Below are 17713 nucleotides of genomic sequence, written 5' to 3' on the forward strand. Positions count from 1 at the left end.
CGCTGTCCCGGGAGGTCAGGCGAAGCGGCGGACGAACTCCAGCGCGGTATCGGCGACCTCCTGCCAGCCGTGGTCGATGGTCAGCGCGTGGCCACGGTTGGGGATCTCCGTGATCTCGGTGACGCCCGGGTTGTGCTGCTGCTTCTTGTACGAGGCGTTCGCGATCGCCCACGGCACGGTGTGGTCCTTCTCGCCCGAGATGATCAGCAGCGGGCCGCGGTCGGGGTTCTCGGTGTCGACCTTGGCCTCGGTCCACGGGTTGAAGTTCGCCGTGGCGGCCTGGAAGAGCGGGGCGCCCGGCGCGGGTACGGCGAAGGTGTCGTACAGCTCCTTGGCCTCCTCCTCGCTCACCGCGTTGGCGAAGCCGTAGCGGAACTGATCGAAGGTGAGCGGGACGGCCCGGTGCCGGTTGGCCGGGTTGCCCAGGACCGGCGCGGCGGAGCGCAGCGCCGAGATCGGCAGCGGCAGCACGCCCCGGAACGGTGCCGGGTCGATCGCCACCGAGACGGCGGACCGGCCCCGGCCGGCGAGGATCTGGGTGAGCAGTCCGCCGAAGGAATGGCCGATGACCGCCGGCTTCTTCTCCAGGCCGCCGATCAGTGTCTCCAGGTGGTCGGCGACCTGCCCGACCGTCTTGCCGGCGAAGACCTCCGGGTGGGCGTTGGCCTCCTCGACCGTGTCGGGGTCGTCGGGCCAGGACAGGGAGACCGGCGCGCAGCCCGCCTGCTCGAAGTGCGCGGCCCACCGGTCCCAGCTGCTCGGCAGCAGCCACAGGCCATGGACGAAGACGACCGGGACGCGGCCCGTGGCATTGGCCCGCTCGATCTGCTGTGCGTCGTTGGTGGTCATGTCTTGAAGCTAGTCGCGTACGGCGCCGGCGGGATCTGTCACGCGACTGCGTCCTCGGACCGGTTTCACCCCGCCGCCGGCAGTGTGAACTCGTAGACGAGGGCGTCCTGTTGCGCCTCCACCACCAGTTCGGTGATCTCCAGGGGCCGGTCGTACTGGTCGTGCACGCGCCGGGTGACCCGCACGGACTGCGGGAGCCGGGTGATCGCGTCCCGGTGGTGCAGGGTCAGTCCGGCCTTGCGCATCCAGTCGTACGCCCGCCGCAGCTGCGCCGACGCGGCGCCGTCCGCGCGGTCGCGGTAGCGGGCGAGTTCCTCGACCTCGGTCACGGCGACGGCGGAGAACGAGGTGACGGCCGTACGCAGTCCGCTGCCGTCCGCCGCGGCCGACTCGTAGCGATGGACGAGGGTCGGCCGGGCCGGCGCGAGCCCCAGTGCCTCGGCGTGCTCGGGCGGGGGAGCCTCCCAGGTGACGCTGGCGCGGTGGACGGCGCACGGCTCGGTGGTGTGCGCGCCGACGGGGAAGTCGAGCGAGGGGATGTGCTCGGCGGTGGTGCCGGTCAGGGTTGCGTGGCTGCCGCGCCGGTCGGTGGAGACGAGGCCGTCTCGCCGCAGCCGCTGCAGCGCCTGCCGTACCGTCTCGCGGCTGACGCCGAAGCGCGTGGCCAACTCCCTTTCCCCCGGCAGTCGTTCACCGGGCGGAACGGTCCCGTCGCGCAGCTCGCCGAGCAGTTGTGCGGCGATCCGCGCGTAACGGGGCTCCTGGTCGGACGGGTGGGTGCTGGATGGACTGGTGGTGCGGGCCATGTCCGCGCCTCCTGGGAGGTGACCGTGGTGAGCTGGGTGATCGTGCTGATCGTGGTGACAAGACGTAGCCGTGCGGGCTCTGTGCGCCACCAGATCTAGCATTGGTCTAAACCACGAGGGAAGAGCGGTCGGACGGTTCGGCCGGTTTCAGCCCGCACCCACCGGGCGTCGCGGGCGCGCTCAGAGCGCGCTGTACAGGGCGTCCACAAGCGCCATCTTCCTTGGGTCGTCGGCGATATGGGGGCCCATCCGGTTCATGACGTACCCCAGGGAGAGGCCCGACTCCGGGTCGGCGAGACCGCAGGAGCCGCCGAAGCCGTCGTGTCCGAAAGCCCTCGGGTTGGGGCCGTACGAGCCATTGGCTCCACTCAGCCACAGCCCGAGGCCGGCTTCCGTCTCGTGCTCGAACCCGGCGCCGAGCACCAGGTCCCGGCAGCTGCCCTGCCCCTCGCGCACCCGTTCCGCGGCCTCCGGGGAGAGCACCTGCCGGGAGCCGTACGCCCCGCGCCCGGCGAAGATCCCGTACAGCGCCGCGACCGCGCGGGCCGTGCCGTGGCCGTTGGCCGCCGGTATCTCGGCAGCCCGCCACCCGGCCGTGTTGGCCTCGGTGGCGCCGACCAGCGGGTTGGTGAGGGCGGCCACCGCCGCGGGCGCCAACTGGGCGAAGATCGCCGCCTGTTCACTGCTCGACGCGACCGGCGGATGCACCAGCTCGGCCGCCCGGTCGGCCTCCTTCTCCGGCAGTCCGATGGTGAAGTCGACTCCGAGCGGCCCGGTCACCTCCCGCTCGAGGAACGCGCCAGGCCGCAGCCCGGAGACGCGCCGCACCACCTCTCCCACCAGATGGCCGAAGGTGAGCGCGTGGTACCCGGACCGGGTCCCCGGCTCCCACCAGGGCTCCTGTGCCGCCAGCCGCTCGACGGTCAGCTCCCAGTCGCAGAGCTGGGCCAGATCGTGCGGCTCGCGCAGCCCGGCCAGCCCCGCGCGGTGCGACAGCAGATGCCGTACGAGCACGGACTCCTTGCCCGCGGCCGCGAACTCCGGCCAGTACGCGGCCACCGGGGCGTCGAAGTCGAGCAGCCCGCGATCGGCCAGGATGTGCGCGCACAGCGAGGTCGGCCCCTTGGACGTCGACCAGACGTTGACCAGCGTGTCGCGCTCCCAGGGCCGGGTGCGCGCCGCGTCGGCCCAACCGCCCCACAGGTCGACCACCGTCTCGCCGTCGAGCGTGACGGTCACGGCCGCACCGAGCTCGTCGTGGCCCTGGAAGTTCTCCTCGAACGCGGTGCGCACCGCCGCGAAGCGGGCGGCGCAGTGGCCGTGAACATGCGGCACGGGCTGGGTCATGGGACCTCCGTCATCCATCGGGACTCCGGCCCCGAACGTACCGACTGGTCGGACTGGAGGGAAGCGGTGTGACGGCATCCGTCTTCCGTACGTGTCGCGTCGCCCGTCGTCCCTTCACCGCGACATCTTCCGAATGTCACCCAACACCCCTACGCTGCACGTCGGTTGACCACCAAGACACAGGAGGCAGGGGGAACATGCGCAGACATGTGAGGGTGTTGACGCGTACCGGGATCGCGGTGGCGACGGCGGGAGCCCTCGCCCTGACCACGGCCCCCGGCGCCACCGCCGTGGACCTCTCGTACTCCGCCAGCACCTCGGTCGGCGTCCACAACTCCTACGACAAGGCCAAGTACACGTACTTCGCCGACGCGCTGGACTCCGGCGCCGGAATGCTCGAACTCGACGTGTGGACCAATGTGTTCGGCGCCTCCTGGCGCGTCTCGCACAGCAATCCGATCGGCAACGACAACAACTGCGAGAACGCGGCGAACGCCTCCGAACTGCGCACCAAGTCCCGCAACCGCGACCTCGCCGGCTGCCTCTCCGACATCAAGGCCTGGCACGACGCACACCCGGGCCACCGGCCGATCCAGCTGAAGATCGAGATGAAGGACGGCTTCCAGGCCAACAACGGCCGCGGCCCCGCCCAGCTGGACGCCCTGCTCACGGCGAAGCTCGGCGACGCCCTGCTGCGCCCCGCCGACGTCGTCGGCTCCCACGGCGACCTCGACTCGGCCGTACGCGCCGACGGCTGGCCCGCCCGTTCGGCCCTCGCGGGCAAGTTCATGGTCGAGCTGATCCCCGGCACCGTCGAGGAGGGCAACCCCCTCGACTCGCTCTGGACCGACCGCGAGTACGCCACCTACCTTCGCGACCTCGCCGCGGCCGGGCGCCTGCGCGAGGCGGCCGCCTTCCCCGCCGTGCACAACGCGGCCACGGGCGACCCGCGCACCCGCTACACGGACCCGACCATCCGCCCCTGGTTCGTGATCTTCGACGGCGACGCCGCCACCTACGCGAACGGCACCATCGACACCGCCTGGTACGACGACCGCCACTACCTCGTCGTCATGACCGACGGCCAGAACGTGCCCCCGGCCATCGACGCCACCAACCCCACCCAGGCCCAGGCCCTCGACCGCGTCGCCCTCCTCGCCCGACAGCACGCCAGCGTGGTCTCGGCGGACTGGTACCCCCTGCCCGCGGTCCTGTCGACGGTCGTACCGCGCGGGACGGCGGGCTGAGCACCGGCCGTCACCTCTCCACGGGGCGTCAGAGGTACGCGGGCAGCCAGGCCAGCTTGGCCGCCTCTTGGTAGGGGCCGCCGCCCTCGTGGTCGTTGAAGTCGTAGACCTCGATCTTCTTGTCCTCGTGGTCCCAGGCGTTGAAGGCCGCGAAGATCGTGGAGGGCGGGCAGGTCTGGTCCTCCAGCGCGACCGAGAAGAGGGCCGGCGCCCGCCCGCGCGCCGCGAAGTGCACCCCGTCGAAGTAGGACAGCGTGCGCAGGACGTCCTCGGTGCGGCCGCGGTGGGTCTTGAGGTAGCTGCCGATCTCCCGGTACGGGTGCCGGTCCGTCAGCGTCGTCGCACGCGGGAAGTCGCACAGGAACGGCACGTCGGGAGCGATCGCGGCCAGGTCGGGGACCAGACCGCCCACCGCGATGGTGATCCCGCCGCCCTGACTGCCGCCGACGGCCGCCACGCGCTCCGCGTCGACCAGCGGATGCGAGCGGGCCGCCTCCACCGCGCGCACACCGTCCGTGAACACCCGGCGGTAGTAGTAGTTCTCGGGGGCGTCGATGCCACGGGTCATGTAGCCGGGGTACGCGGGCGCGCTGCCCACCGGGTCCGGGGTCTCGCCGCCGCCCCAGGCGCTGCCCTGGCCACGGGTGTCCATCACGAAGTGCGCGAAGCCCGCCGAGGCCCACAGCAGATGCGTGTGCGAGAGGCCGCGACCGCCGCCGTATCCGACGAACTCGACGACCGTGGGCAGGGGGGAGTTCGCCCAGGCGGGCAGCGTGAGCCAGCCCTTGACCGGGTGCCCGCCGAACCCGGCGAACGTCACGTCGTACACCTTGACCGTCTTGAGCGGCGTCTCGACGGGTTCGAAGCGGGTGTCGAGGTCGTGCTCACGCGCCTCTTGGAGGGTCTTGGCCCAGAAGGTGTCGAAGTCCTCGGGCTCGACGGACGCGCTGCGGTATGCGCGAAGTTCGTCGAGGGGGAGGTCGAACTGGGCCATGAAGGACCACCTTTGGACGTCACGGGTGCGGATGATCACACCGTACGTGTGACGCCGGAGGGCCGCCAGACCTCCCTTCGGTCAGGCGCCGGGTCCGTGGACGCGGGCCACGGACCAACCGCAGTCACGGCGGCCGGTCCGGTCGTCCTCACTCTTGCGCGACCAGCGGTTGGCGTTCACGGCGACCTCCTTCGCGCCGGCCCCGACGCGACGTCGGGCGGGCGAGCGCCACGTTAGGAAGCGCTGTCCCGCCGTGCCACGTCACGTGTGCACAGTCGCGCCGTCGGACGCGCCGCCGGGGCGGACAGGAGCCGTTGCGGTGCACAAGAGAACGGGCGCACCCCCTCACCGGTGCACAGTCCGCCGCCGGTGAGAGGCGGGCTCAGGCGGGCGGCAGGAAGGGACGGCCGGTGCCGGCGTGCAGCGCGAACGCCAACGGGCGTACGCCGCTGAGCGCCTGCTCGTGCTCGTTCCCGTCGAGCGCCTCCGTCTCGTCCGGGCCCACCGGCAGGTCGCGCTGGATCAGCGGCGCGGCGGCCCGCAGGTGACTGCGGACCGTCACCGGCGCCAGGTCCAGCGCGGCGGCCGTCCGCCCGGTGTGGGTGTCGTTCTCCAGCCAGACCCGGAGCGTGCGCAGCAGATCACGGCGGTCGGCCCGCAGCGGCTCGAGGAAAGAGTCGGCCCAGGCGCGGACCTCCGGAGCGGACACCATCGCGCTGAAGTCGGCCCCCGGGTCCGCCGAGTGCGCGTCATGACCGTACTTCACGACGACCTGGAGCGCCGTCGAGACCACCACCCGGTTCAGGACCTGACCGCGGTCGAGCCCGAGCAGACCGAAGCCCTTGCTGATGCGGTGCGTCACCGTGTTGCGGTGGATGCCGAGCAGCCGGCCGACGGCCGTGTGCGGGAACTCGAGACCCAACTCCAGTGTCCGTACGAGCTGTTCGCGCTGCCCGGCCGGCAGGGTGAGCACCGGGCGCAGCAGTGTGCCCGCCCACCGGCGGGCCGCGGCCGGCGGCAGGACGTCCAACAGGTCGGCACGCTGTTCGGCGAGCGCGACCCGGCCGGGCGACCGGCGCGCCGTCAGGAGGGTGCCGGCCGCCTGCGTGTAGGCGTCCGCCACAGCGCTCAGCGCGTACACCCGGCTGCCGCCCATGCAGTGCCCGGGCAGTGCGGCGACGACCGCCTCCAGCGCGCGGCGCACACCGCCCGGAGCGTCCTCGTCCGTCTGGAGCGGATCGACCACGATCAGGTGATTGAACACCGGGCACCGCGCCAGCAGCGCGCGTCCGGCGAGCGCGTCCTCCGCCCGCCGGAGCGCCACCTCACGGTCCTCCCGCGCGCAGTCGATCACATGGACACGCACCGACTCGGTCGCCAGCAGCCCCGGCGCGAGGCCGGCCAGCACGCGCTGGGCCGCCACCTCCTCACCCACCATCAGCAGTTGCAGGACGCTCAGCTGCACCTCACGCCGGGTCTCCGCCAGTTGGTCCCGCAACCGAGTCCGGTCGATGAGACCCAGCGCCTTCGCCGCGTGCCCCAGCAGCTCGGTGCGCACGTCGTCGAGCGGACGGCGGGCGGTCACCGACAGCACCGCGCCGGAACCGGCGGCGCTCAGAGGGAGCGACTGCGTCCGCGTCCGGGGGGAGGCGGTGCGAGGGGGCCGCCGAGTGAGGATGTCGGGCGCCGCGGCCAGTACACCGCGCAGGGGATCACTGACCACCACATCGGCGTCCACGGCGGCCGCCAGCCAGTCCGCGATCCGCTGCATCGCCTCCGTGTCCGCGTCCGTCTCCGCGTCCGGGTCCCTGTTCGTGTCGGCGAGCCGGTCCGGAAGCCGGTTCAGCAGCGCGGTGAGCTGATCGGCGTGCCATTCGGCCTGCCGGTAGCGGTACTCGCGCAGCCGCGGGATCAGTTCGTGCCAGTCGCGCAGCTCCTTCGTCGTGGTCAGCAGCGGTACGCCGAGGCGGACGGCCGAGCTGCGGATCACCACCGGAACGGACTGCGCGCCGTGCTGCCCGACCACCACGGCGAGTCCGGCGGCCCGCTGCCGCGACAGCTCACGCAGCAACGGCTCGACCCCCTCGTGCACGGATGTCCGCCCGGAAACCCAGAAGTCACCGATCACCACCAGCGTGTCCCTCACGTCACCCAGCGAGCCGCCCGCGGTCGCGGCCAGGGACAGGGCGCGTACGGAATCGACCGCGCGGTCGGCCATCGGACCTCCGTTGACGAACCGAAGACAGAAGTCGGGCTCCTCGCACAGGTTGATCAGCGTGGGCATGGCGTCCTTCCCGTGTCGATGGCGCACCGGCCGCTGCCGACACCGTAGGCGCGTCCACCGCCGGGCCGCAGTACGGGGTGCGCGAAATAGACGCAGGACGGCTGGTACCCCTCCGCCATCAAGACGGGTTGCACCCCCGCCATCACGCCGTGTGCCGTCGCCACTTGGGCCCCGTACACGCCCAGTCCCGCTCCCACTCGGCAAGCCGGCGACGCGCGGCGATCCGCCGTACGGCGAAGTGCCAGGCGAGTACGACGGCCACGACCCCAGCGGCGGTCGACGCGCCCGTCGTCAGCGCGTGTTGCCAGACCGCGCCGGCGCTCACCGGCGGACCGACGTTCCGGCCGCGCGCATCGAGCCAGACGGCGACGCGGTCGCCCCGCTGCCCGCCCGCGGGGACCAGGGCCTCACCGGTCCGCGGCTCCTTGCCCGGCTCGCTCCAGCGCACCTTCACCCGGAACGTGGGCAGCCTGGCACCCTGCGGCGAGGGCACGGCCGCGGGCGCGGTCTCGACGAGTACGGCGCTGACCCGGTGCCGCTCGGCCCGCTGCGCCGCCGCCCGCGCCTGCGCGCTGTCGTACCGCCACCACCCCACAGCGGCTCCGGCCAGCGGCGCACCGACGAACAACAGCACGGCGACGGCCAGTACCGTCCACGCCTCGACGACGTCCGAGCGGCGGCGCAGCGGATTGCGGCGCCAGCGCCAACCGCGTACCCGGGTACGCATCTTCACCTCCTCGCCTCCACGGCCTTGCCCGCGGAGGGCCGAACGGGCCCCCGTACCACGACGATTCGGCTCACCCGGCGTGACTGATCCGTGCCTCCTGTGGAACCCGCGAACCACTCCGCACAGCGAACAGGAGCCACCATGACCTGTGCCCATCCAGCAGCACTCGACGCGCGCTGGCGCGTAACCGACCCCCGTACGAACGGCAGTTGCCCGAGGTCGCACCCCCAAGGAAGGCAGGAGCCATGAGCATCGGCACGCGGACGATCACCGTGGGCATCGACGGCTCGCGGCCCAGCCTGGACGCGGCCGACTGGGCCGCCCGCGAGGCGCAGCGCCGTCGGCTCCCCCTGCGGCTGTTGCACGCGGGGACCGAACCGGCCGTCTTCGGCCGCGTCTGCGACGTCGACGTTCCCGCCGGGCGCACCCGCGCCGCACTCGACCGGGCCGCCATCGAACTCTCCTACGCCCACCCGGCCTTGGACATCATCGCCCGCCGCACCGCGACACCGGCGGTCCCGGCGCTGCTGGCCGCGGCCGTCGAGGCGGAGACGCTGGTCCTCGGCTCGCGCGGCCGTACGGGGAGCGCGGGGTTCCCGGTCGGCTCGGTCGCCCTCGGCGTCGCGGCCCGCGCCGACCGCCCGGTCGTGCTGGTGCGCGCGGGCGAACTCCCCGAGGACGAACGGATGCCCGTCGCCGACGGCTCATCGCCGAGTACGGCGCCCTACCTGCCGGTCGTCCTCGGACTCGATCCGGACGCCTCGGCCGACGAGCTGATCGGCTACGCCTTCGACACGGCCGCCGTCCGCTCGGCGCCGCTGCACGTGGTGCACCCCTGGACCGTGCCGACCAGCACGCTGCGGCCGTGGCGCCACAGGTTCCCCGGGACCACGGTCAGCGAGCACCGCGTGGACGGCGATCCCGGCCCCCGTCTGCTGGAGGCGTCCGCGCGGGCCGGTCTGCTGGTCGTCGGGCGCCGCACGGGCCGGGGTCCGGGCCGCGCCGCGCGGTCGCTGATCCGGCACGCCGACTGCCCGGTGGCGGTCGTTTCGCACGACTGACCGGGTTCGACGGGTGAGGACGTCTCAGCCGAAGCGTTCGATACGAATGCGGTCCACCGGCTGCCCGGCCTCCACCAGCAGCCGCGAGGCGTGCTCCGCGAAGCCGTTGGAGCCGCACACATAGGCCTCCCACCCACCGGCCGGCCGCTCGGCCAGCAGCGGCGCCAGATGAGCCGCCGCGAGTCGTCCCACAGCCACGCCCTCGGGGGCGGTGCGCGTGAAGACGGGCGTGGTCTCGGCGCCGTACTCCCGCGCGTAGATGAGTTCTTCGGGGCCGCGCGCGGAGACGAGCAGCCGCAGCGGCACGTCCAGCGCGCGGGCGCGGTGGTGGCGCAGCATCGACATCAGCGGTACGACACCGGAGCCCGCGCCGACGAGCAGCGCGGGCCGGTCGCCGGGCCAGGCGAAGAACCCGCTGAGCGGGCCGCGCACCTCGACCGAGTCACCGGGCTTCGCCACCGTGTGGAACCAGCCGGAGACCTCGCCGCCCTCGACGTGGTCCAGGGTGAGTTCGACGTGCCCGGTGTCGTCGGGCGGCGACGCGAGGGAGTAGTGACGCTGCGCCACATACCCGTCCTCGGCGGTCAGCCGCAGCATCAGGTGCTGCCCGGGCAGATGCCCCGCCCACTCCGGCACCGCGAAGCGGAACGTGGCGGCGCCCGGCGTCTCCCGGCGGATCTCGGTGAGCGTGGCGGTCTGCCAGGTAACGGCGGCCCGGTCGCTCACCGCGATCCGCCCGGGCACGGCGAACCGGGTGGGGGGTACGAACGTGTCGGTCATCGTCTCAGTCACCGGAGTAGCGCTGCTCTTCCCAGGGGTTGCCGCGTGCGTGGTAGCCGTTCTGCTCCCAGAAGCCCGGCTCGTCGTGGTCCAGGAGCCTGAGGCCCGCGATCCACTTGGCGCTCTTCCAGAAGTACAGGTGTGGCACGATCAGCCGCGCCGGGCCGCCGTGTTCGGCGGGCAGCGGCCTCCCCTCGTACTCCCAGACGATCCAGGCACGACCGCCGGTGATGTCGGCGAGCGGGAGGTTCGTGGTGTACCCGGTGTGCGAGTAGGCGACCACGTGGGTGGCGGACGCGTCCGGGCGCACGGTGTCCAGGAACGCGTCCAGGGAGACACCCCCGAAGCGCACCCCGAACTTCGACCAGCTCGTCACACAGTGGATGTCGCCCTCGTACGCCGAGGCGGGCAGCGCGTGCGCCTGCTCCCAGGTCCAGGTACGCGGCTCGGCCACCAGCCCGTCGACCCGGAAGGTCCAGTCGGCGGCTGCCAGGTCGGGGGTGACCTCGGCGGACAGGACGGGCCAGTCGTCGCCCGCGTCGTACTGGCCGGGCGGCAGTCCGGCGTTGTCGACGCGGGGGCGCCCGGTGAAGGCTCGGGTGACGTTCATGGCGGTGGTGCCTCCAGGCCGTCGGGTGCGGCGGCCCGCGGCCGAGCGTGATCGGTGCGTACGCAGTCAACCGTACGTGGCGGTTACACCGTACGTGACCGCGGGCCGTGCTCCGTGCCCGGGCGCGGTCCCGATCATTGCGGCCGTATGAACTCTCCCGGGACCCGGGAATAGCCGCACCGTGATCTTCCTTGCCGATAGTGCCGCCCGTGGTGGTGACGGCGGAGGAGAGTGAGGAAGCAGATGCCCAAGGCGTACGTCTTCACCCGGTACGGCGGACCGGAGACCGAGGCCCTGGTGGAGCAGGACCGGCCGAGCCCGGGCCCCGGCCAGGTACTCGTGGCGGTCCGCGCGGCGGGCGTGAACCCCGTCGACTGGAAGCAGCGGACCGGATACGCCCGCCCCGGCGCCGGGGCCCGCGAGCTTCCCGCCGTCCTCGGCAACGAGGTCGCGGGCGTCGTCGAGCAGCTCGGTCCCGACGTGACCGGGTTCACCGTGGGGGACGAGGTCTTCGGCAACCCGGTGGCCGGCGGATACGCCGAGTACGCCCTGCTGCCGACCGCGGTCACCGCCCACAAGCCCACCGCGCTCTCCTTCACGGAGGCTGCGGCCCTGCCCATCGCCGCGGCGACCGCGTACGACGGGATCCACCAGCTCGGCCTGCTCTCCGGCGCCACCGTGCTGATCACCGGTGCGGGCGGTGGCGTCGGCGTCGCGGCCACGCAGATCGCGCGCGCCCTCGGGCTCACCGTGGTCGGCGTCGCGAGCGAGGGCAAGAAGGACTTCGTCGAGGAGCTCGGGGCCGTACACGTCCCGTCGGGGCCGGATCTGGCCGAGCGGGTGCGGGCCGCCGCGCCGGACGGCGTGGACGCCGTCTTCGACCTGGTCGGGGGCGAGGTGCTGGAAGCCGCGGCGACCTTGCTGGACGACCGTACGAAGCTGATCACCGGTGCCGACCGGGAGACGGCCGCCCGGCTCGGGGGCGGACCCGTCGAACGCGCCCGCACCGCCGCCGTCCTCGACGAGGTGGCACGCCTGGTGGTCGACGGCCGGCTGAGGCCCTTCGTGACGCGGACCTTCCCCCTCGACCGGGCCGCCGAGGCGCTGCGCACGGTCGAGGAAGGCCACGCCCGCGGCAAGATCGTGATCGAGGTCGCCCGATGAGCGACCGTCGCATCACGAGCCCCCGTCCGCCGGCCGGCGCCACGCACCCGCTGGACAACCCCGCCCTCGCCTCGCTGACCGGCCCGCACGCCCACTTCGCCGAACGCCGGGGCAGGGTCCTGCGCTATCCCGTGGACGTGTCGCCGTGGCTGGCCCTGCCCGACCACCCGACCGACCACGACTGGGCGGACCTCGCCGCCCTCGTCGGCCCCGGCGGCGAGGCCCCGCTGGCCGGCTTCAACGGGCCGACCCCGGAAGGCTGGGAGGTGACCTTCAGCCTGGACGGCGTCCAGCTCGTCGACGACGGGCTCGCCGCGGCGCCGGACGCCGAAGCGGTGCGGCTCGGTCCCGCGGACGTACCCGAGATGCTGGATCTGGTGGAGCGCACCAGGCCCGGCCCCTTTCTGCCGCGCACCGTCGAACTCGGCACCTATCTCGGCATCCGGCGCGGCGGCGCGCTGATCGCCATGGCGGGGGAGCGGCTGCACCCGCCGGGCTGGACCGAGATCAGCGCGGTCTGCACCGACCCGGACTTCCGCGGCGAGGGGCTCGCCTCCCGTCTGATCCTGGCCGTGGCGCACGGCATCCGCGCACGCGGCGAGACCCCCTTCCTGCACACCGCCGCGAGCAACACCAACGCCATCCGGCTCTACGAGTCCCTGGGCTTCAAGCTGCGCCGCAGCACCCGGTTCATGGCGGCACGGGTTCCGGAGCACCTGACGGACGGCCAGGCCGTGGGGGTTCGTTGACGGCTCCCGAATGGCCTCCGGTGGTGAAGCCTCAGCCCTCGGAGGCCTTCGCGGCGGGCGGCGCCCCGGCCGCCGCCGTGTTGTACCGCACCAGATAGGCGGCGAACCGCTCCAGGTCCGCCGCCGGCCAGTCCGCGAGCCGCTCACGGAACGCGATCCGACGGCTGTCGGTGACCTGGGCGAGGATGCGGGTGCCCGCCTCCGTCAGTTGGAGCACCTGCACCCGGTGGTCCTCGGGGTCGACTCGGCGTTCGATGAGCCCGGCCCGCTCCAGGGCCGCCACTTGCCGGCTCACCGTGGACTTGTCCAAGGCGTAGTGCGCGGCGAGGTCGGTGGCGCGACAGCCGCCGCTCTCCTCCAGATGACCCAGCAGGGTGTACGAGACCAGCGACAGCTCCGGATGCATCCGCCCCGCCGAGGCCCGGGCGCGGCGGGCGAAGGCCGTCATCTCGCGCTGGATGGTCTCGACGGACGCGTCGGCTGCATTCACGGGAGCTCCTTGCCTCTCTAGTTGCATAGTACAACTTGGCGGCCTGTGGCAGGCGGAGGCTTGGCGGTCCGCGACCGGCGGAGGCGAGGGAGTGCCTCCTTCGCTGTCCGGCCCTTCCTGTAAGGTGACCGTCCTGGCTGCGGACCACCCCAGCCCGGGAGTTGCCGAGGAGGTGAGACCCATTACCGCTGTGTCAGGTCGGGTGCTCTCACCTCAGGACCCTGCGGATCGCCGCCTGTAGGTGACCGCGAGAGCGCCCTTCGGCTCACCGAAAGGCTTCTCGGCTCTCATGCCCCCTCTTTCCGATTCCGTTGTCGCCGCGCTCCGTTCTGCGGGCTGTGTCTTCGCCGAGGACGAGGCGGAGTTGATCCTCTCCACCGCCCGCACCCCGGACGAGGTCACCGCCATGGTGGACCGGCGCGTCTCGGGACTTCCCCTCGAACACGTTCTCGGCTGGGCCGGGTTCCACGGCCTGCGCATCCTCGTCGAGCCGGGCGTCTTCGTACCCCGCCGCCGCACCGAGTTCCTCGTCGACCAGGCCGTGGCTCTCGCGCGCGGCGCCTCCCTCGTCGTGGACCTGTGCTGCGGCTCCGGCGCGGTGGGCGCCGCACTGGCCGCCGCCCTCGGCGGGCCCGAACTGCACGCCGCGGACATCGACCCGGCCGCCGTGCGCTGCGCGCGCCGCAACGTCGCACCCTTCGGCGGGCACGTCCACCAGGGTGACCTGTTCGGGGCGCTGCCAAACACCCTGCGCGGCCGTGTCGACGTCCTCACCGCCAACGTGCCGTACGTTCCGACGCACGAGGTCGGCCTGCTGCCCGCGGAAGCCCGCGACCATGAACCGCTCGTCGCCCTCGACGGCGGCGCGGACGGCCTCGACATCCTGCGCCGCGTCACCGCCGAGGCGCCCCGCTGGCTGGCCCCGGGCGGCTGCCTCCTGGTCGAGACCAGCGAGCGCCAGGCACCTGCGGCCGTCGAGGCCTTCGCCCGCGGCGGCCTGACCGCCACGCTGGCCGTCTCCGACGAGTTGTACGCGAACGTGGTGATCGGCACCAGGTCCCGGGCGGCCTGACCCGCGTGGCGGGCTCGGCGAGCGCCCGGGCCCGCCCGTCGCCATGGAACGGGGCCGGCCGTCGCCACGGAAGCGGGGCCGGCCGTCGCCACGGAGCGGGGTCGCCCGTCGCCACGGAGCGGGGTCGCCGGTGCCACGGAGCCCGGTCGGCCCTCGTCGAGTGACCTCCGTCATTGTGCAACTAGTTGCATAAGGCGTTGTCCGTCGTCTACAACAGACACACGACACCGCGCACGGAGGGCCCGATGAGCCGTTACCCGCACCTGATGAACCCGCTCGACCTGGGCTTCACCACGCTGCCCAACCGCGTACTCATGGGCTCCATGCACGTGGGCCTGGAGGAGGCCGAGCGCGGTTTCGAGCGCATGGCGGAGTTCTACGCGACCCGGGCCCGCGGCGGCGTCGGTCTCATCGTCACCGGCGGCATCGCGCCCAACGACGCGGGACGGCCGTACGAGGGCGGCGCGAAGCTGACCACCGAGGCGGAGGCCGAGCAGCACACCGAGATCACCGCCGCGGTGCACCGCGAGGGCGGGAAGATCGCGATGCAGATCCTGCACTTCGGGCGCTACGCCTACCACCAGGACCTGGTCGCCCCGAGCGCCCTGCAGGCCCCGATCAGCCCCTTCCCGCCGCACGCGCTCACCGACGCCGAGGTCGAGCGGACCATCGACGACTACGCCCGCGCCGCCGGGCTCGCACAGCGGGCCGGGTACGACGGCGTCGAGATCATGGGCTCCGAGGGCTATCTGATCAACGAGTTCATCGCCGCCCAGACCAACAAGCGCGAGGACCGCTGGGGCGGCTCGTACGAGAACCGCATGCGCTTCCCCGTCGAGATCGTGCGGCGCGTGCGCGAGGCCGTCGGCGAGAACTTCATCATCATCTACCGGCTCTCCATGCTGGACCTGGTGCCGGGCGGCTCCACGCTGGGCGAGGTGATCACGCTCGCCCGGGCCGTCGAGGCGGCCGGAGCGACGATCATCAACACCGGTATCGGCTGGCACGAGGCCCGTATCCCCACCATCGCGACCTCCGTGCCGCGCGGCGCCTACACCTGGGTGACCAAGAAGGTCATGGGCGCGGTATCCATCCCCCTGGTCACCACCAACCGCATCAACACCCCCGAACTCGCCGAGCAGTTGCTCGCCGACGGCCACGCGGACATGGTGTCGCTGGCCCGGCCGATGCTCGCCGACCCCGACTTCGTGGCCAAGGCGGCGGCCGGGCGGCCGGAGGCCATCAACACCTGCATCGGCTGCAACCAGGCCTGCCTCGACCACACCTTCAGCGGGAAGATCACCTCCTGCCTGGTCAACCCGCGCGCCTGCCACGAGACGGAACTCGTCCTCGCACCGACCCGGCTGCGCAAGCGCGTCGCCGTGGTCGGCGCCGGGCCCGCCGGCCTGGCCTGCGCGGTCTCCGCGGCCGAACGCGGCCACGACGTCACCCTCTACGACGCCGCGAGCGAGATCGGCGGCCAGCTCAACGTGGCCCGCAAGGTCCCCGGCAAGCAGGAGTTCGACGAGACGATCCGCTACTTCCGCACCCAGCTCGAACTGCACGGCGTGGACGTCCGGTTGAACACCCGCGTCGCCGCCGAGGACGTCTCCGCCTACGACGAGGTCGTGGTCGCCACCGGCGTCAGCCCGCGCACCCCCCAGATCCCCGGCGTCGACCACCCCAGCGTCGTCGGCTACCTCGACGTCCTGCGCGACGGCGCCCACGTCGGCGACCGGGTCGCGATCCTCGGCGCCGGCGGCATCGGCTTCGACGTCGCCGAGTACCTGACCGACGGCGGAGACAAGGCGAGCGAGGACCCGGCGACGTACTTCCGCCACTGGGGCGTCGACATGGACTACCAGGCACCCGGCGGCCTCGCCGCACCCGAGCGCCCCGCCCCGCCGCGCACGGTCCACCTCCTCCAGCGCAAGGCCTCCAAGGTCGGCGCCGGACTCGGCAAGACCACCGGCTGGATCCACCGCACCGAACTCAAGCACCGGGGCGTCACCATGGTTCCGGGCGTCCAGTACGACCGGATCGACGACGCCGGACTCCATGTCACCGTCGAGGGCCACAGCCAGGTCCTGGAGGTCGACACCGTCGTGCTGTGCACCGGCCAGGAGCCGCGCCGCGGCCTGTACGAGGAACTGTCCGCGGCGGGGCGCAGCGTGCACCTCATCGGCGGTGCCGACGTGGCCGCCGAGCTGGACGCCAAGCGCGCCATCAAGCAGGGCACGGAGCTGGCGGCGGCGCTGTGACCGGGCGAGCCGTGGCCGGGGCGGTAGCGCCCGGGGCCTCGGTCCGGCGTCCCTAGGATGACCCCATGTCACTCCCGCACGCGATCCTCACCGCCCTGCTCGAGAAGCCGTCGTCAGGCCTCGAACTGACCCGGAGGTTCGACAAGTCGATCGGTTACTTCTGGTCGGCGACGCATCAGCAGATCTATCGCGAGCTGGGAAGACTGGAGTCCGAGGGCTACATCCGCGCCCTGCCGTCCGAACAGCCGGCCCGGGGACAGAAGAAGAGCTACGAGGTGCTGCCGGCGGGCCGCGACGAACTGGCCCGCTGGACCTCGGCATCCCAGGACCCCAAGCCCATGCGGGACACGATGCTGCTGCGGCTGCGCGCCTCTGCCGTCGTCGGCACCGCGGGCATCGAGACTGACCTGCGCCGCCATCTCGACCTGCACCAAAGGCAGTTGGCCGAGTACGAGCAGATCCAGAAGCGCGACTTCCCGCCCGGCAAGGACGCCCCCCAGGACCGGCTGCGGCATCTGGTGCTGCGGGCCGGAATCGACCTGGAGACCTTCTGGACCCAATGGCTGACCCATGCGCTGGACGAGTTCGAGCACCTCGACGAGCAGTAGGGGCCGTCCTCTTGACCGGAGTCGGCCGTCCAGCGGACCGGAGTCGGACGGACGGCCGCCGGTGCGACGGAGCCCGGGATCGGAGCTCAGAGCCGGTGGGGCTTGGCCCGGCGGCGCAGGAACCAGGCCGTCGCCACGACGCCCGATGTCACCAGCACGCCGCCGCCCACCAGCGTGGCGGTCCTGTAGTCCTTGGTGGCCCCGCCGAGACCGCCCAACACGCCGCGCGACGGCGAGGCGGGCAAGGAGGTCGAGGAGATTCTGGGGGGCGTGGAGACTTTGGGGACCGCGCTGGTCGAGACGATGATCGACTGCGTACCGGCCGTCGTCCCGTCCTGGCAGACCACGATGACGGTATAGGTGCCGGGGCTGACGTTGGACCAGACCGCCGACTGAGTGGTACTCGTTCCGGACAACGGCATCTGGCGGCCTTGGGAGAAGTTCAGCTGCCCACTGGCGAGCAGCGAGGCGCCGCCGAAACTGCTGCCTTTGCTCGGGCAGGAATTGGTGGTGACCGAGACGCTGGACCCGCTGGCGCTCACCGAGATCCCCGAACCGAAGGCGGCGGCCGACGGAGCGGTCAGAGTGAGCGGAAGCGCAGCGACGGCGGCCACGGTCAGGCCGGAGCGGAGAAATATCTGAGAAGTACGCATAGGACTGCCCT

At 72.5% G+C, this 17713-nt stretch carries 17 protein-coding genes; 7 read left to right on the forward strand and 10 right to left on the reverse strand.

Features of this window, described 5'->3' with window-relative positions:
- Positions 1-15: 15 nt before the first annotated feature.
- From ACFZDJ_RS39525 to ACFZDJ_RS39535, 3 genes are all read right to left on the reverse strand, one after another.
- Complete coding sequence (locus tag ACFZDJ_RS39525; RefSeq protein ID WP_391066333.1) at positions 16-849, reverse strand: alpha/beta fold hydrolase; 834 nt, start codon at positions 847-849, stop codon at positions 16-18.
- A 65-nt stretch (positions 850-914) separates the two neighbouring features.
- Positions 915-1655, reverse strand: coding sequence for a GntR family transcriptional regulator (locus ACFZDJ_RS39530; RefSeq protein ID WP_390931678.1), 741 nt, complete (start codon positions 1653-1655; stop codon positions 915-917).
- 180 nt (positions 1656-1835) lie between these two features.
- Positions 1836-3002 (reverse strand): serine hydrolase, encoded by a 1167-nt coding sequence (locus ACFZDJ_RS39535; protein WP_391066336.1) that lies wholly within the window; start codon positions 3000-3002, stop codon positions 1836-1838.
- Between the two features lie 197 nt (positions 3003-3199).
- Between ACFZDJ_RS39535 and ACFZDJ_RS39540 the strand changes: the two genes are divergently transcribed.
- Complete coding sequence (locus tag ACFZDJ_RS39540) at positions 3200-4249, forward strand: Ca2+-dependent phosphoinositide-specific phospholipase C (RefSeq protein ID WP_391066339.1); 1050 nt, start codon at positions 3200-3202, stop codon at positions 4247-4249.
- A 28-nt stretch (positions 4250-4277) separates the two neighbouring features.
- Here ACFZDJ_RS39540 and ACFZDJ_RS39545 read toward each other — a convergent pair whose 3' ends face one another.
- The 3 genes from ACFZDJ_RS39545 to ACFZDJ_RS39555 form a co-directional block, all read right to left on the reverse strand.
- The gene (locus ACFZDJ_RS39545) at positions 4278-5243 is read right to left on the reverse strand and encodes an acetylxylan esterase (protein ID WP_391066342.1); all 966 of its coding nucleotides are present in this window, start codon (positions 5241-5243) and stop codon (positions 4278-4280) included.
- Positions 5244-5625: 382 nt separating this feature from the next.
- Entirely contained in the window at positions 5626-7527 is a 1902-nt protein-coding gene (locus ACFZDJ_RS39550; protein ID WP_390931685.1) for a helix-turn-helix domain-containing protein, read from the reverse strand.
- Between the two features lie 142 nt (positions 7528-7669).
- A complete protein-coding gene (locus tag ACFZDJ_RS39555; protein WP_391066346.1) occupies positions 7670-8254 on the reverse strand; it encodes a hypothetical protein in 585 nt (194 codons plus the stop codon).
- 245 nt (positions 8255-8499) lie between these two features.
- On the opposite strand from ACFZDJ_RS39555, the gene ACFZDJ_RS39560 reads away from it, so the two are divergent.
- Positions 8500-9315 (forward strand): universal stress protein, encoded by an 816-nt coding sequence (locus tag ACFZDJ_RS39560; protein WP_391066349.1) that lies wholly within the window; start codon positions 8500-8502, stop codon positions 9313-9315.
- Between the two features lie 24 nt (positions 9316-9339).
- Here ACFZDJ_RS39560 and ACFZDJ_RS39565 read toward each other — a convergent pair whose 3' ends face one another.
- Together ACFZDJ_RS39565 and ACFZDJ_RS39570 are read right to left on the reverse strand one after the other, a co-directional pair.
- The gene (locus ACFZDJ_RS39565; protein ID WP_391066352.1) at positions 9340-10095 is read right to left on the reverse strand and encodes an FAD-binding oxidoreductase; all 756 of its coding nucleotides are present in this window, start codon (positions 10093-10095) and stop codon (positions 9340-9342) included.
- 4 nt (positions 10096-10099) lie between these two features.
- Positions 10100-10705 (reverse strand): sulfite oxidase-like oxidoreductase, encoded by a 606-nt coding sequence (locus ACFZDJ_RS39570; RefSeq protein WP_168506157.1) that lies wholly within the window; start codon positions 10703-10705, stop codon positions 10100-10102.
- Positions 10706-10948: 243 nt separating this feature from the next.
- On the opposite strand from ACFZDJ_RS39570, the gene ACFZDJ_RS39575 reads away from it, so the two are divergent.
- Positions 10949-11869 (forward strand): zinc-binding dehydrogenase, encoded by a 921-nt coding sequence (locus ACFZDJ_RS39575; RefSeq protein WP_391066357.1) that lies wholly within the window; start codon positions 10949-10951, stop codon positions 11867-11869.
- Positions 11866-12618 carry a GNAT family N-acetyltransferase gene (locus ACFZDJ_RS39580; RefSeq protein ID WP_391066360.1) on the forward strand — a complete coding sequence of 251 codons (753 nt, stop codon included), beginning with the start codon at positions 11866-11868 and terminating at the stop codon, positions 12616-12618. Before ACFZDJ_RS39575 ends, ACFZDJ_RS39580 begins: the two co-directional genes overlap by 4 nt.
- Positions 12619-12649: 31 nt before the next feature.
- Here ACFZDJ_RS39580 and ACFZDJ_RS39585 read toward each other — a convergent pair whose 3' ends face one another.
- Positions 12650-13066, reverse strand: a complete 417-nt coding sequence (locus ACFZDJ_RS39585; protein ID WP_385383524.1) for a MarR family winged helix-turn-helix transcriptional regulator — start codon at positions 13064-13066, stop codon at positions 12650-12652.
- Positions 13067-13397: 331 nt separating this feature from the next.
- Here ACFZDJ_RS39585 and ACFZDJ_RS39590 point away from each other — a divergent pair, with 331 nt between their 5' ends.
- From ACFZDJ_RS39590 to ACFZDJ_RS39600, 3 genes are all read left to right on the forward strand, one after another.
- On the forward strand, positions 13398-14180 hold the full coding sequence (locus tag ACFZDJ_RS39590; RefSeq protein ID WP_391066363.1) for a putative protein N(5)-glutamine methyltransferase: 783 nt from the start codon (positions 13398-13400) through the stop codon (positions 14178-14180).
- A 245-nt stretch (positions 14181-14425) separates the two neighbouring features.
- Positions 14426-16441: an FAD-dependent oxidoreductase gene (locus tag ACFZDJ_RS39595; protein WP_391066366.1), complete on the forward strand. Its 2016-nt coding sequence runs from the start codon at positions 14426-14428 to the stop codon at positions 16439-16441.
- A gap of 65 nt (positions 16442-16506) precedes the next feature.
- Entirely contained in the window at positions 16507-17049 is a 543-nt protein-coding gene (locus ACFZDJ_RS39600; protein WP_384913227.1) for a PadR family transcriptional regulator, read from the forward strand.
- 86 nt (positions 17050-17135) lie between these two features.
- Here ACFZDJ_RS39600 and ACFZDJ_RS39605 read toward each other — a convergent pair whose 3' ends face one another.
- A complete protein-coding gene (locus ACFZDJ_RS39605; protein WP_391066369.1) occupies positions 17136-17702 on the reverse strand; it encodes a hypothetical protein in 567 nt (188 codons plus the stop codon).
- Positions 17703-17713: the final 11 nt, after the last annotated feature.

The organism is Streptomyces sp. NPDC007896 (assembly GCF_042959425.1).
Taxonomy (GTDB): domain Bacteria; phylum Actinomycetota; class Actinomycetes; order Streptomycetales; family Streptomycetaceae; genus Streptomyces.